Source organism: Desulfurobacterium pacificum (assembly GCF_900182835.1).
Classification (GTDB): Bacteria; Aquificota; Aquificia; order Desulfurobacteriales; family Desulfurobacteriaceae; genus Desulfurobacterium_B; species Desulfurobacterium_B pacificum.
Map to the genome: position 1 here is coordinate 408,681 of NZ_FXUB01000001.1, position 13,101 is coordinate 421,781.

15 protein-coding genes are annotated in these 13,101 nt (G+C 37.7%); 2 read left to right on the plus strand and 13 right to left on the minus strand.

Going from position 1 to position 13,101, the window contains the following annotated elements; translation table 11 throughout:
• Window positions 1–43: 43 nt before the first annotated feature.
• Window positions 44–1,219: a cytochrome-c peroxidase gene (locus tag QOL23_RS02050; protein ID WP_283399920.1), complete on the minus strand. Its 1,176-nt coding sequence runs from the start codon at window positions 1,217–1,219 to the stop codon at window positions 44–46.
• Window positions 1,220–1,330: 111 nt separating this feature from the next.
• Here QOL23_RS02050 and QOL23_RS02055 point away from each other — a divergent pair, with 111 nt between their 5' ends.
• Complete coding sequence (locus QOL23_RS02055) at window positions 1,331–2,530, plus strand: N-acetylmuramoyl-L-alanine amidase family protein (RefSeq protein WP_283399921.1); 1,200 nt, start codon at window positions 1,331–1,333, stop codon at window positions 2,528–2,530.
• A complete protein-coding gene (gene aroA / locus QOL23_RS02060; RefSeq protein WP_283399922.1) occupies window positions 2,530–3,825 on the plus strand; it encodes a 3-phosphoshikimate 1-carboxyvinyltransferase in 1,296 nt (431 codons plus the stop codon). The genes QOL23_RS02055 and aroA overlap by 1 nt, the downstream gene beginning before the upstream one ends.
• On the opposite strand, the gene bioD is transcribed toward aroA, so the two are convergent.
• From bioD to QOL23_RS02120, 12 genes are all read right to left on the minus strand, one after another.
• Window positions 3,814–4,443, minus strand: coding sequence for a dethiobiotin synthase (gene bioD, locus QOL23_RS02065; protein ID WP_283399923.1), 630 nt, complete (start codon window positions 4,441–4,443; stop codon window positions 3,814–3,816). The genes aroA and bioD overlap by 12 nt on opposite strands.
• Complete coding sequence (locus tag QOL23_RS02070) at window positions 4,443–4,700, minus strand: hypothetical protein (protein ID WP_283399924.1); 258 nt, start codon at window positions 4,698–4,700, stop codon at window positions 4,443–4,445. The genes bioD and QOL23_RS02070 overlap by 1 nt, the downstream gene beginning before the upstream one ends.
• Window positions 4,673–5,035, minus strand: coding sequence for a flagellar export chaperone FliS (fliS, locus tag QOL23_RS02075; RefSeq protein WP_283399925.1), 363 nt, complete (start codon window positions 5,033–5,035; stop codon window positions 4,673–4,675). The genes QOL23_RS02070 and fliS overlap by 28 nt, the downstream gene beginning before the upstream one ends.
• Before the next feature lie 3 nt (window positions 5,036–5,038).
• Window positions 5,039–6,397 carry a flagellar filament capping protein FliD gene (fliD, locus tag QOL23_RS02080; RefSeq protein WP_283399926.1) on the minus strand — a complete coding sequence of 453 codons (1,359 nt, stop codon included), beginning with the start codon at window positions 6,395–6,397 and terminating at the stop codon, window positions 5,039–5,041.
• A gap of 12 nt (window positions 6,398–6,409) precedes the next feature.
• A complete protein-coding gene (locus QOL23_RS02085) occupies window positions 6,410–6,784 on the minus strand; it encodes a flagellar protein FlaG (protein WP_283399927.1) in 375 nt (124 codons plus the stop codon).
• 54 nt (window positions 6,785–6,838) lie between these two features.
• Entirely contained in the window at window positions 6,839–7,699 is an 861-nt protein-coding gene (locus QOL23_RS02090) for a flagellin (RefSeq protein WP_283399928.1), read from the minus strand.
• Window positions 7,700–7,733: 34 nt separating this feature from the next.
• Window positions 7,734–9,179: a glycosyltransferase family 2 protein gene (locus tag QOL23_RS02095; protein ID WP_283399929.1), complete on the minus strand. Its 1,446-nt coding sequence runs from the start codon at window positions 9,177–9,179 to the stop codon at window positions 7,734–7,736.
• Window positions 9,151–11,049: a glycosyltransferase gene (locus QOL23_RS02100; RefSeq protein ID WP_283399930.1), complete on the minus strand. Its 1,899-nt coding sequence runs from the start codon at window positions 11,047–11,049 to the stop codon at window positions 9,151–9,153. The genes QOL23_RS02095 and QOL23_RS02100 overlap by 29 nt, the downstream gene beginning before the upstream one ends.
• Before the next feature lies 1 nt (window position 11,050).
• Window positions 11,051–12,301 carry a glycosyltransferase gene (locus QOL23_RS02105; RefSeq protein ID WP_283399931.1) on the minus strand — a complete coding sequence of 417 codons (1,251 nt, stop codon included), beginning with the start codon at window positions 12,299–12,301 and terminating at the stop codon, window positions 11,051–11,053.
• The gene (locus QOL23_RS02110; RefSeq protein WP_283399932.1) at window positions 12,301–12,471 is read right to left on the minus strand and encodes a hypothetical protein; all 171 of its coding nucleotides are present in this window, start codon (window positions 12,469–12,471) and stop codon (window positions 12,301–12,303) included. Before QOL23_RS02110 ends, QOL23_RS02105 begins: the two co-directional genes overlap by 1 nt.
• 44 nt (window positions 12,472–12,515) lie before the next feature.
• On the minus strand, window positions 12,516–12,641 hold the full coding sequence (locus QOL23_RS02115) for a hypothetical protein (protein WP_283399933.1): 126 nt from the start codon (window positions 12,639–12,641) through the stop codon (window positions 12,516–12,518).
• A 121-nt stretch (window positions 12,642–12,762) separates the two neighbouring features.
• Window positions 12,763–13,053 carry a hypothetical protein gene (locus tag QOL23_RS02120; protein ID WP_283399934.1) on the minus strand — a complete coding sequence of 97 codons (291 nt, stop codon included), beginning with the start codon at window positions 13,051–13,053 and terminating at the stop codon, window positions 12,763–12,765.
• Window positions 13,054–13,101: the final 48 nt, after the last annotated feature.

The following is a 13,101-nucleotide window of genomic DNA, read 5'->3' on the forward strand; positions in this document are numbered from 1 at the left end:
AAGGCGGCTTCAAAAGAAGTTAAACCAAAACGATTTTCACAAATTACGGAAGTTGCGGAACAGTTCTCGCTTCAAGAGGTACTTCACCTGTAAGAGATTCAAGAAAAGCTTTTATTTTCTCAACATCACTATCTGAAAGCGTCTTTCCTAACTCTTGCTGCGCCATTCTCTTTATAGCTTCTCCAAGCGTTTTGGCAGAACCATCGTGGAAGTAAGGAGCAGTTACCGCTACGTTGAGAAGCTGAGGTGTTCTGAACTTATACTTATCCGCTGGATTTTTCGTTACTCTGTATCTTCCTGTATCGTCGTTAGACTTGAACCTATGGAACATTCCATCGGAAAGAACCGGACCGTTATGGCAGGCTATACAACCGTACTTAACAAAAAGTTTCATACCTTCTTTTTGAACAGGAGTAAGGGCATTGTCATCCCCCAAGAGATACCTCTGGAAAGGAGAATTTGGAGTGTTTAACGTCCTTTCAAAAGCAGCTATGGCTTTAACAACGTTTTCAAACGTTACAGGGTCTTTTTCGTTTGGAAAAGCTTCTTTGAAGAGTTTGACGTAGGTGGGGATTTTTTTAAGCCTTTCTACAACCAACTCCGGAGTTGAATTCATCTCAACGTGAGCCTGAAGTGGACCTTTAGCCTGCTCTTCTAACGTAGGCGCTCTACCGTCCCAGAACTGAACTCTCAGAAAGCCGGAGTTAAGAGTTGTAGGAGCGTTTCTGCCACCTGTTCTCCAATGGTCACCGCGGGAAGATTTGAGGTTATCATCGCCTCCTATAGCCAAGTTGTGACACGTGTTACAGGAAATCAAATTACTTCTTGAAAGCCTTGGGTCGTAATAGAGCATCTTACCTAACTTTACCTTAACAGGAGTTAAAGAGTTATCCTTAGGAATCGGAGGTAAAGCAGGTAAAGGCGTAAAGAATTTCCTGAAATCTTGAGTTCCTTTAGTAATAGCTGCAGTTCTCACCGGTTTAGAAAAGAGTTCTCTTGCTGCTATTCCAAAAGCAAGTTGTGAAGGCATTCTTCCTTCTTTTACTTTCTTTTTGGCAGCAGAAAGTAACTCTTTAGGTGTTCTGAACTTAGCAAGAAGTTGTTCCTTTGAAGGAGCAATCTTACCGTGACAGTTGGAACAGGTAGTTTCCCAAACACCTGCAGAAGCAAAAGTTGCTCCCATTAAGGTTAAAGTCATAGCTACTAAAAACTTCCTCATACTCCCTCCTTCCTATCAGTATTTGGATAAAAATATAGGTAATTGCAAATAATTTTCAACTAAACGGGGTATTTGTTAAAATAACAACGCACAAAAAGCCGGCGAGAAGATATGAAAGAGAACAAATTCCTATCAAGAAGGAACTTTCTTAAACTTTTAACAGCAGGAAGTATTGTTGGTATACCTTTAGAGGCTGAAGCGTCCAGATATCCAATAATAAAAAGAATTAGATACTCCTCCACAATAGAGAGAACTCGCATCGTTTTTGACTGCTCAGGAAAAGTTGAGAAAAATTGGATAAAAACACATCTCAAAGGAAACGTACTCTGGATTACGGTCAAGAATACAAGAACCAACTATATGAAGAGAAAACTTAGAAGTAATTTAGTAAAAGAGGTAAAAGTCTATCCAATAAACAGGCACCTGAGCAGAATAAAAATAGTTATGAAAGAACCTCACAAGTTTAAGATATTCGCTTTAAAAGCACACTGCGGAAGACCTTTCAGGTTAGTCGTAGATGTACTTCCTGACTTTTTGACTACCTCCTGCCCCATTAGACATTATCAGAAAAGAATAGTAGTTATTGACCCAGGGCATGGAGGCAAAGACCCTGGAGCTATTTGGCCCATACACTCTTCACACCCGATAATAAAGGAAAAGAACATAACCCTTGCTATCTCTTTAAGAGTAAGAAGAATTTTGAGACAGTATCCAAACATAAAAGTAGTAATGACACGAACGAGAGACGTTTACGTACCTCTTCTAAAAAGAGCCGAAATAGCTGCTAAAGCCTGCGCAGATGCTTTTGTAAGTATCCATGCAGATTCCATGCCTAACTTTCCCAACTGGAGTGGAGTTACCGTATTCAAAGCATCACCAAAATTATTTGCACAGGCAAAATTAATGGCAAGAGAAGTGGCGAAAAAAGTAAGGCTATGTAACGACGTAATGTGCTGGAGTATAAGTCCCTTACTTCTCAATATGTCAACTACAGTAACTTTTGTAGAGAGCAGCAGATTAGCAGAAGCAATAGTAAAAAGTTTGAAAGCTCACGTTAACGATGACCTCATAAACGGCATCAAAGATATGCAAAGAAATATTGTAGTTTTGAAAACTCCCGGTAGACCTGCAGTACTCATAGAAACAGGCTTTATAACCAACCGACTTGATAGGAAAAGGCTGGTACAGGGTTGGTATCAAGAAGAAATAGCAAGAGGGATAGCAAAGGGAATCGTAAACTACTTCCACTCTATGGATAAGGTAGCTTATGAGTCGTTTCCTGAAGTAGAGTACGTTCTGGAGGAAAGCTAATGAAATTTTCTTTCAAAGGAAAAAGCTTAAAAGGGACTCTAAGAGTTCCTTCCGATAAATCAATATCCCACAGAGCAGTAATGTTAGGTTCTCTAAACAAAGGGAAAACAATTATCAAAAATTTTCTGCGTTCGGAAGACTGCCTAAACACGCTTAAAGCATTTAAAGAATTAGGAGTTAACATAAAGGATAACAACCAAACTGTTGAAATAGCAGGAAAAGGTAAATACGCGTTAAAAGAACCTTTTAATGTAATAGATTTGGGTAATTCCGGCACATCAATAAGGTTAATATCTGGAATTCTATCGGGTCAACCTTTCTATTCGGTACTTACAGGAGACCAGTATTTACGCAGAAGACCTATGGATAGGATAGCAATTCCTCTGCGACAGATGGGAGCAGAGATATATGGAAGGGAAAGCGGGAAATATCCCCCTCTAACCATTATAGGTAAAGAAAAACTTAAAGGTATAGATTATAAAAGTCCTAAAGCATCAGCACAGGTAAAGTCGTGTATCTTACTAGCAGGGCTCTTTACCGATGAACCTGTGTCCGTTACCGAACCTGCCAAGAGTAGAGACCACACAGAGAGAATGTTAAGAGCTTACGGAGTAGAGGTATTGGTTGAAGGCTTAAAAGTTTCTTTAGGAAATCACAGAGAATTAAACGCTCCAGAAATAGAAATAAACGTTCCAGCCGATATATCTTCAGCAGCCTTTTTTATGGTAGGAGCAGCTATAACCCCTAACTCCGAAGTCATTCTTAGAGATGTAATCCTTAACGAGACGAGGAAAGGCATATTAGATGTGATGGAAAGAATGAACGTTAACTTTAGCGTTGAAAACGTAAAAGTTTCTTCTGGCGAACCCATCGGAGATATAGTAGTTCAATATTCTCCTGAATTAAAGAGCACCATAATAGAAGGTGAAGAGATTCCAAGACTTATAGATGAGATACCTATAATAGCACTACTTGCTTCTCAAGCAGAAGGAGAAACTGTAATAAGAGATGCTTCAGAACTTCGCGTCAAAGAAAGCGACAGGATTAGCTCAACCGTTGAGAACTTAAAAAATATTGGAGTAGAAGCAGAAGAATTTCCCGATGGAATGGCAATAAGAGGAAAGAGTAAAATCAAAGGTGGAAAAGTGAAATCTTACGGCGACCACAGGATTGCCATGACTTTCATAATAGCTTCACTAATATCTGAAGGCGAGATAGAAATAGATGACATTGAATGTATATCAACGTCCTATCCAGACTTTTTAAAAGACCTAAATAGTTTATTAAGTGACTAGAGAAAACGCCTTCAGACAATTATAAGAATCAGCAGGATTCCTGAAGGGAACAACCGAAATATCGGGAAGTAGTTTCTTCAAAGAGTGTAAATTTGTCTTTACGCTTTCATCAAACTCACCTATCATGTTAAGGACAATACCTCTTACCTTTACACCTTCAACTTGACAGGCTTTAACTGTAAGCAAAGTGTGGTTCAAGACTCCTAACTTATTTAAGGCAACTATAATAACTTCCATATTTAGTGTTTTGGCTAAATCTAAAAAGGTAAAACTCCAAGTAATGGGAACCAATATTCCACCAGCGCCTTCAAAGAAAACGATATCATACTTTTCAGAAATTTCCCTTGCTTTACCTACTATTTTATCTACAGATATTTTGACTCCTTCAATGTCTGCTGCAACGGCAGGGGCAAGGGGATTTTTAAAGGCGTATATAGGTAACAAATCCTGCCCTGAAGCTTCTGAAAGCTTTTTGGCGTCTTCACAATCTGGATCACAGCCCGTTTCAACAATTTTATAAGCTACTGCATTGATGTTTTTCTCTCTAAGGAACGAAACCAACGATGAAGTTACAAACGTTTTACCAACTCCTGTATCGGTTCCTGTAACTAAAAACATCACTCCCCTAAATACGCAGACTTAACTTTAGAAGTATCAGAAATAATTTTTTTTAGGTCATCTTCTTCTTTAGCAAGCTCCTTTTCCATTTCCTGAACAAAACGGAACAGCCTTTGCGCATCTTTTAAAGATAAAGTTTTAATAAATTCCTCTTGATTAATTTTTTTAATTAAGTCTAAAGCCTCAGAATATTTCTTTTGAGAAATCAGAACTGCCAACTTATCAAGGTTCAAACTCTGTTCTTTATCCCTTCCCATCCTTCCTTCAAAGTAGTCAGTATACCAATTAAATCATTTAGCAGTCGCTTATCGTTTTTACCATTGGCAATTACTAAACTATCAAGAATAAAATCGTACAACTTCCTTAAATTCTCAGCTATTTCTCCACCCTTTTCCATATCAAGAGAGTTATTCAAAACCCTTATAATCCTGTCAGCCTTAACTATGGCATCAACCTTAGCCTGAACGTCACCTTCTTCAATTGCCTCAATAGCTTCTTTTAAAAGCAAAATCACCTTTTCATAGAGCAAAATCACATGCTCTACTGGGGATGCCGTTTCTACCTGCATTTTCAAATAAGGATTAACATTCATCAATTACCCCGCTGAAACATCATTAGTTGTTGGAAGTAAAGAAGGAGTTCCAAAGACTGACGTTAATTTAGCTCTAATCTCCGCCATCTGCTCCTGTAACAATTGAACTTGTATCAACTGCTGACGGAAATTCTCAATTTGGTCATTTACCAGTTTTTTCATCTCTTCTATTTGGTCATCAAGAGCTTCTTTCTGATTCTCAAGAGATTTTTCCATGGAACCTATAGGACCAGTAGGGTCTTTAAGCAATATCAAATAATCATAAAGTTCACTTTTTAAATCCGAAATAACGTTCTCCATTTCTGACGGATTAGAACTTAAGATAGAATCAAGAACGTCTGTTTTCAAAGACAAATGTCCAGTATCTTTATCAACGTCCAATAAATTAGCATTAAACAGAGGTTGCAAACGAGAAAGAATTGAAGAACGTATCATCTGCAATGTACTATTTCCCGACAATCTGCCGTCTTTACCTGTTTCTGTTTGAACGAAATCCACAATATCGTTATACGCTGAAATAAAATCCTCTAATGCAGATTCAAACTTAGAATAATCCTGGGAAATTGAAACGTTAGCTGTTCCCAATTCTTTAACAGTCAATTCTACCCCTGGAATTGCATCAGTAAATGTGTTCGTAGAACTTGTAATAGTTGTACCATAAACCGTAATTTCAGCATCCTGTGCAGTTTGAACGTGACTCGCAGAATAGTTATCCCCTAACTGCAGTTTATCTAATAAATCCCCTCCTCCAACTTCACTTATAGAAATGGTATTATCAGCACCTGTATCTACTCCAGAAAGCAAAAGTCTGTAAGAAGTACCGTCATAAATAATAGAAGCCTTTACTTTATCTTGAGCGTTATTAATCGCATCTGCTATTTCTTTCAAAGTAGAAGGGTTCGCCGCATCTGTGGTATCTGTATCATAGTCTATAGTGGCAACAACATTCCCCGCATAAGTTATCTGTATAGTACCTGCTGCTGTTGCAACAGCAGAATCTAAATCAGAAACCCCAGCTTGAGATAACCACACATCGTTCTGGGCAAGTTGATTTACAGTAACATCTACAGAGCCTGTAACTGCTTTATCAGCGTCAGTAACAGATGCACTTAAAACATTCTCATTAGATACAGAAACCTGCTTATCATTTAACAAATCACCGGAAATTAGGGTATCAAACTTTTCATAAAAAGCTTCAATTTTCGTTTCAAAATCGTTAACAGCAGAAATTTTGGTATTTATAGCATCTTCCTGTTGCTGCAAATACAAAACAGGCTGCATCTGGGCTTGATAATAAGCCTCAAGAATGGTCTGATAGTCAAACGTTCCTGCTAAATTACTTACATAAAGTTCTCCAGCCATTTTTTTCTCTCTTTAAACTTTTTCGTTGTAAAGTAAACCAGCTATTTCATCAAGGTATTTAGCAATTTTTAAAACATATTCAGGGGGTATCTGTCTTATAACTTTGTTAGTAGTTTTATCAATAACCTTTACCACAACCATGTCGGTATCTTTATCTATTTGAATCTTAAGTTGAGTATTTAACATTGAAAGTTTCTTTTTTAGGTCTTCTACTATTTTTTCTATTACCTCTGGTGAAGCCTGTTTTTTTTCTAACTTTTGAGTTTGATCCTGATTTTGAAGGTGCTGGTTTTTGTCATTTTGGAGATTTTTCGCAACCTTAACATCAAAATTCTGAGAGTTCATCTCAACAGATGTTTGAACATTAGTAATAGCTTTTACATCCATCTTTTACTCCTAAAAAACAGTTTAGGGAGGGAATATTCCCTCCCTAAAATTCTATTACCTAAGAAGTTGAAGCACAAGTTGTGGTAATTGATTTGCCTGAGCAAGCATAGCAGTACCAGACTGCATAAGAATCTGGTCTCTTGTAAACTCAGACATTTCTTTAGCGAAGTCAACGTTTCTAATTCTAGATTCAGCTTCCTTAACGTTAATCCTCTGGCTTTCGTTGTTAGTAACGATTTTCTCAAGCTCTATCTGATAAGAACCAAACTTGGCGTTCAATTTGTCAACAGCTTTAATCAAAGCGTCAACAGTAGAAATTGTTGCTTCTGCAAGAGTCTGGCTTGTAACGTTAAGAACGTAAGCTGTGTTACCCAAAGTAATAGTGGATGGAGCGTTTGTATCAGTAGCAGCAGCCGCAGATGCAGTTGCACTCTGCATTAACAAGGTCTGCTGTGTTCTACCACCATAGTGGATTGTAAAGCTAACTGCCGTTCCGGAGCTAAAGAGATTAACCCCATTAAACTCAGTATCTTTGAAGATTTTACCGATTACATCAACAAGCTTGTTAATATCTTGTTGGATAATTTGTCTTGTTGCATCATCCTGAGAGTCGTTAGCAGCTTCAATAGCTTTTGACTTGATGTCGTTTAAGATGTTATAAACGTTTGTAAGAGCAGACTGGGCAATCTGAGAAATAGAAATACCATCTTGAGCGTTTCTAGTAGCTTGCTCAAGAGATACTGCGTAAGTCTTTAGTTGGTCAGCAATGTAAAGACCAGCAGCATCATCAGCAGCTCTGTTAATTCTGTAACCAGTAGCAAGTCTTTCGAGAGCTTTGTTCATGTCTGCTTCTGTTTGAAGCAAGTTAAAGTGTGTAAAGTCGGCTTGATAGTTGTAGTTAATCCTCAGAGCCATGGTTACCTCCTTCTTCCTAATGATTTCTTAGCTATTAACTATTATCGGAAGAAGAAGGGAAACTTTTAACTTTATCACGTAAATTTTCGTCTTTTTCTATTAAGGAAAGAGCATGCAGAGCAATAAATGGATCACCAACAGCAGAAAGAGCTTTATAATAAAAATCCACAGCCTCCCCCACCTTTCCCTGCACTTCCAATAGCTTTGCCCTAACAAAATCTTTTAAGTATCCCTCAGGATAGATTTTCAATACATCTACCAAAATCTCTTCACTTTTTCTATCTTCCAGCTCTTTCAAGCAAACGCTCAACACAAAAGAATCTTCACCAAATTTCCTCAACAGTTTTTTCATTAGAGAACCCTTCTTAGGAAACGGCACAAGCTTAATTACCAACAGCCCCAAATACTTACCTTTTTGCTTCTTCCAGAGCTTTAAAAGCTCTTCTCCCCTATCTTCAAAAATCCTCAAATCCTCAAAAAGCACCCTCTTAAACTCAATAAACCTATCGCTGGCGAAAGAAATACCGTAAGAAAACGGATTAACCTCCACTTCATCTAACAATAAAAACAGCCTTTTAAGAGCTTCAAACGCCTTATCATATTCAAGCTTATCCCTATAAAAGCTAAAAGCATAAAAGTAAAAATCTGGAACAGGCAACCCTTCTTTCAAAACTTTTTTTAAGTACTTCTCGTAACTAACTTCATCTCCCAAGTTTTTCAAAACGCTAAACAGATAGTTAAAAACATAAATGTAGAAAAATCCAAACTCCTCCTCTCTTCCCTTAACCAGCTCCAAAAATTCCTCACCAAACCTTTTAGCGTCTTCAAGGAACCTTTCATCTTCATATCCCAAAATAGTGCAGGTTTGAACCATGTAAAACAGCTTTATAAGGTAAGTCCTAGTTCCCTTTTCAATATTAGAAAGCTCTTCTTTCAAAAGCTGATAATTTCTTCTAGCCTTATCCAGTTGAACGTTCATATCTGCATAACCGTAGTGATTAACGAAAACCGGTATGCCCACCACCTCTCTAACATTAGGCGTTTCGTGAACTTTACCTATCCACCTTATAGAAGGGTCATTTCTGTGAATGAATATGTGAGAAGATATGGACTTTATATCCCCAGAAGCAGCAAAGTTTCTAACGCCTATAACAACCGCCTTAATGTTAGGAGGAAGCTGTTTCAGACAAACCAAAGCTTTCTTGTATTCTTCGTCTTCTAATTCAAAGTCAGCATCAAAGTGCCATATCCAGTCAATATCTTTTGAAACTTCCTCAATAGCCCTATTTCTGGCGTCGGCAAAACCGTTCCAGTTGTGAGCTACAACCTTACATCCATAAGATTTAGCTATATCTACAGTTCTGTCTTCTGAACCGGTATCAACAAGCACTATTTCGTCAAACCTACCCTTTAAAGAATCAAGGAGTCTCGGCAAGTTCTTTTCTTCATTTTTAGCTATTATGGCAGCCGCTACTTTCATTCAACTTCCTCTTCCAGAAAATCTCTGCAAACTCTCTTTTCCCTTCTTCGTACTTATTGGCTACCCTTAAAATCCTGTCCTTTACTTTTTCAAGCTCCTCTAATTCTTCTTTACTTAAAGAAAATCTAGACAGGTCAAAGAAAGGATTAATCAAAAGCAGCCTTTTAAGAGAAGCCAGAAATACCTTCCTATCCGCAGATTCAGAAGCAAAAACCTGCAACAACTTTTTATAGTAAACACCAAGTTTTTCCGAAACGCGTTCAGCCGCTTCTAGCCTATTTAGCCTTAAATACCTCTCAAACTTTGACGCCAACCTTTCGCAGCTATCAGAAATTCCCAACACATTAAGCAACTTCTCCAAAGACGAAAACTTCTCAAACCTCCAAAGGTAATAGGCAGCGTTAAAGTAATCTTGGTGAGCTAAAAGGTCAGAAGCAAAAAGTTCTTCAGGCTCGTTAGAAAAGTAATAAATGTCCTTTAAGCGAAACCTCTGAAGAAACCGCCTTTTAGCCAAAGACTCAAAAGAATAATCCATAAGTTCTACAAAAGTAGAAACGTTTCCATCGTGAATCCTGTAAACAAGTCCTTCATAATCAATGCCTTTAATGTCCTCATACGGGAGAATTCTAAACCAAAACTCATAATCCTGCGCTCTGTAAAACTCCTCATCGTATAAACCGTACTTATCGTAAACAGATTTCTTTATGCATACTCCGGGGTTAGGCAGAGGAGGAGAAGACATAAGGATCCTCACGCAGGCTTTTCTATTTTTAAAGTAGTCTATAATTTGAGACAGTTTCATTTCTTTTGAATTTTCGTACAAAATCCACAGCTTTAAAGGGTAGAAAACAGAAACAGAAGGAAACCGACTTATCGCAACAGCATAACTGCTTAAAAGGTCCGGCTTCATAACATCATCATCGTCAAGCCAAACAATCCAGTCTCCTTTTGCAAGGTTTACGCATTGATTTCTCGCGTAAGGTCTTCCTCTATTTTTTTCTCCCTTAAAGTAGCGAATTCTGGAGTCGTTAAATTTTTTTACTACTTCAGCAGTAGAATCGGTAGAACCGTCATCGTAAACGATAATCTCAAAATTATCAAAAGTTTGTGAAAGCACGCTTTCAAGAGCTTGTTTCAAGTAATGAGCACGATTATAAGTAGGTATGCAAACTGAAAAAAACGGAAGTTCCTTATTTCTAAAAGGTATCTTTTCAAGAATTAGCGTTCCTTTTTCTGTTTCCGGTTCCCAAGAGGAAAAGACCTGTAGCTCTTTTTTCCACATGTAAGCTACTTCTCTTTCATCTTCTCTTTTAGCATCGTCAAGAATAATCAAGAATTCCTCTGGCAGAAACTCCTTTAAGAGAGGAAGTATCGGATATCTAATATTTTTCCTAACAGGAGCGGGAGGACCATCCACAAATAAAACGTCAACTTTCCTTTTTTCTTCCTGCAGCCTTTTCTTAACTTCTTTCAGGTCGTAATACAGCCACTCTCGACCGTTTATCCAGTAGCTAATCAGCGGAGCGTAGAAAACCTCTGCAAAGCTACCCAAGCGGTGAAATTCAATCTCTTTTTTTGTCTGCTCGTAAAAATCGTAAGAGTGCTCAAGAGAAAAGACCTTCCCTTGAGGAAAAAACTTTTTCAGCAAGTAGCCAAGAACTACCGTTGAAACTCCGGAACCTGCTTCAACTATTGTAAGGCTGGAATTAGAAGACTTCTTCTTCAAAATTCCTTTCACTGCTACCAGCAAAAAGTCAGGAGAAGCAGCCCAATCCCTCGTAAAATTTAGAGGAAGCTGGAAATCCAGTAACTTTTGAAGCTGAACGTAAGATTCAATCTGTTTAAAAAGTTCATCCGGCAGTTCAGGCAACTTACCTCCTTTCCTTTAGGTGTCCAACTATTCTATTAATGAGGCCTAATACCTCCTCTTCCTTTTTGAGGAGCTTCGCCGCTTCTGAAAGGTTGTAGAGATAATCCTCGTTAATCGGATTCATAGTAACGGCTTTGTAAAAAAAGCGGAAAGCTTCCTCCTTTTTATCTTCCAGCCACTTGATTACCCCAAGAATGTTGTGAATGGGCGCTCCGGAATAGAAAGTAGTAACTTCCTGCAATGCTGCTACTATTTCCACCACTTTGCCCTGCTCAACAGCCTTTTCCAGCTCGTCAACGAGACTTTTTATCTTTTCGGTAAAGAACTGAAACTTTTCAACTTCTTTGTCTTCCATCCCTTGACTTTTTGAAATAAGCTTTTCTGCTTCATCAAATAATCCCATATCAACGTAAGCTTTTATTAGCTGCCTCAAAGTTTCCTGGTTGTGAAATTCCATAAGAGCTCTCCGGTAGAATTCGGAAGCGTTAAAGTAATCGTAATAAGCCGACAGCCTATTGCCTACTATCGTAAGAGCCGTAGCCATTGCTATCTTTGGGCTTTTATCCCAGGAAAGAAACGGAAAGATGTCCTTTTCCCAGTTGTAGTTTTTGAGAACAACATTCCTTAAAGCGTAGCTTCTGTAAGAGGTATCGATAAAGTTAGAGCTGGGCTCGTAAACGGCGTAAGAGACGGAAGCCAGCTTCATCTTTAATTGCTTAACGTTTCTATAAACGTATTCGTAAAAGTCAAATTCGTCGTAGGATTCGTCAAACTGACCCAAGCTTTCAAGTAAGCTCTTTTTAAACAGGAGGGCAGATTCAGGAAGACAGTCTTCCACTGCAAGACCGTGAAGAACAGTAAGCTCGTTGTTAAAAAGGTCAGGATAGTTAACTACTTTTTCTTCATTCCCCGACTTTATTACAAGGTTCGGATAAACAATGTCAGCCTGAGTTTCTTCAAGTTCTTCTAAAAGCTCTTCTACTAAATCTTCGTCAAGTGAAAAGTCTGTGTGCAGAAGAAGGACATATTCGGTATCAGCCTGCTTTATTAACTTATTTTTTTCTGCTGCACAGTTTTTACTTTCCCCAGATACTGTTTTAACGGGAACTTCAAGCTCTTCAAGAACGCTTTTGGCAGGAGAATTTTCAGAAACAATAATTGAGTTTATGAAGTCTGCGTTGTCTTCTAAAGAAGAGAGGAATTGGGGGGGTGGGGTGGATTTTCCATAAACAACAACATCTACCTTTTCCATTAATTACCTCCATTACTAACCGATAACTTTACCAATTTTAAACTATCTTCTACATATTTTTGAAAAATTTCCGAATCTTTAGAAACTGCCAGCAAGTACTTTTTTTCCAAAATCAAGAGCCAACCTTTTAGAAATCCTACGATACTGTAAAAACTTACTCCTGCATTCAATCACTTCTTCCTCACTCAAACAAGGCTTCAAAAAATCTCCCAAACTACCCTTCAACTCCACCAACATCGTCATGAACAGCTAAAATTATCGCTCTTAAAATTTTCCTTTTATGCAAATTCTTGTTCCAAAGTTCAAGTAACTTCTTAATCCAGATAACTAAGCTTTTCACACTTCTTATAATCCTATTATAATAGAGATAAGTTTCTAACAAAATAGTAAACAGCATCAGGAAAAGAGTGTATAAAACTAAATATCCTTTTTCCATTAAATCCAAACGCAACTTATTATTCTCAAATTACAGAAAAAAAACTTTCATCAAACCTAACATCAAGCAAAACTTGAATTCTTGGAAAAATAGAAGAACCAGACAAAAACTTAACAGGATGAACTTCTCGAGGATAATCATTAAATTGTAGTTTAGTTCTTTTAAGAAAATCCTTTATCTTGCAAACTAACACATCTGCTTTAAAACTTTGATAATTTCTAAACACATTTGAAATTACTTGTTTCGATAATTCAACATCAGGATTCAAAATCCACACATATTTAAACCCAACTTCTGCTACAATTGACAGTTCCAAGTTATTCCCTCCCGCATACCCGTTATTAATGTTCCTCATAATTTGATA

What these genes read in the sequence shown, in the direction of transcription:
- QOL23_RS02085 (WP_283399927.1), bottom strand. Translation starts at nt 6,784, where the DNA reads ATGGATGTAAAAGCTATTACTAATGTTCAAACATCTGTTGAGATGAAC.
- aroA (WP_283399922.1), top strand. Translation starts at nt 2,530, where the DNA reads ATGAAATTTTCTTTCAAAGGAAAAAGCTTAAAAGGGACTCTAAGAGTT.
- QOL23_RS02070 (WP_283399924.1), bottom strand. Translation starts at nt 4,700, where the DNA reads ATGGGAAGGGATAAAGAACAGAGTTTGAACCTTGATAAGTTGGCAGTT.
- QOL23_RS02095 (WP_283399929.1), bottom strand. Translation starts at nt 9,179, where the DNA reads ATGAAAGTAGCGGCTGCCATAATAGCTAAAAATGAAGAAAAGAACTTG.
- QOL23_RS02050 (WP_283399920.1), bottom strand. Translation starts at nt 1,219, where the DNA reads ATGAGGAAGTTTTTAGTAGCTATGACTTTAACCTTAATGGGAGCAACT.
- QOL23_RS02055 (WP_283399921.1), top strand. Translation starts at nt 1,331, where the DNA reads ATGAAAGAGAACAAATTCCTATCAAGAAGGAACTTTCTTAAACTTTTA.
- QOL23_RS02105 (WP_283399931.1), bottom strand. Translation starts at nt 12,301, where the DNA reads ATGGAAAAGGTAGATGTTGTTGTTTATGGAAAATCCACCCCACCCCCC.
- fliS (WP_283399925.1), bottom strand. Translation starts at nt 5,035, where the DNA reads ATGAATGTTAATCCTTATTTGAAAATGCAGGTAGAAACGGCATCCCCA.
- fliD (WP_283399926.1), bottom strand. Translation starts at nt 6,397, where the DNA reads ATGGCTGGAGAACTTTATGTAAGTAATTTAGCAGGAACGTTTGACTAT.
- bioD (WP_283399923.1), bottom strand. Translation starts at nt 4,443, where the DNA reads ATGTTTTTAGTTACAGGAACCGATACAGGAGTTGGTAAAACGTTTGTA.
- QOL23_RS02090 (WP_283399928.1), bottom strand. Translation starts at nt 7,699, where the DNA reads ATGGCTCTGAGGATTAACTACAACTATCAAGCCGACTTTACACACTTT.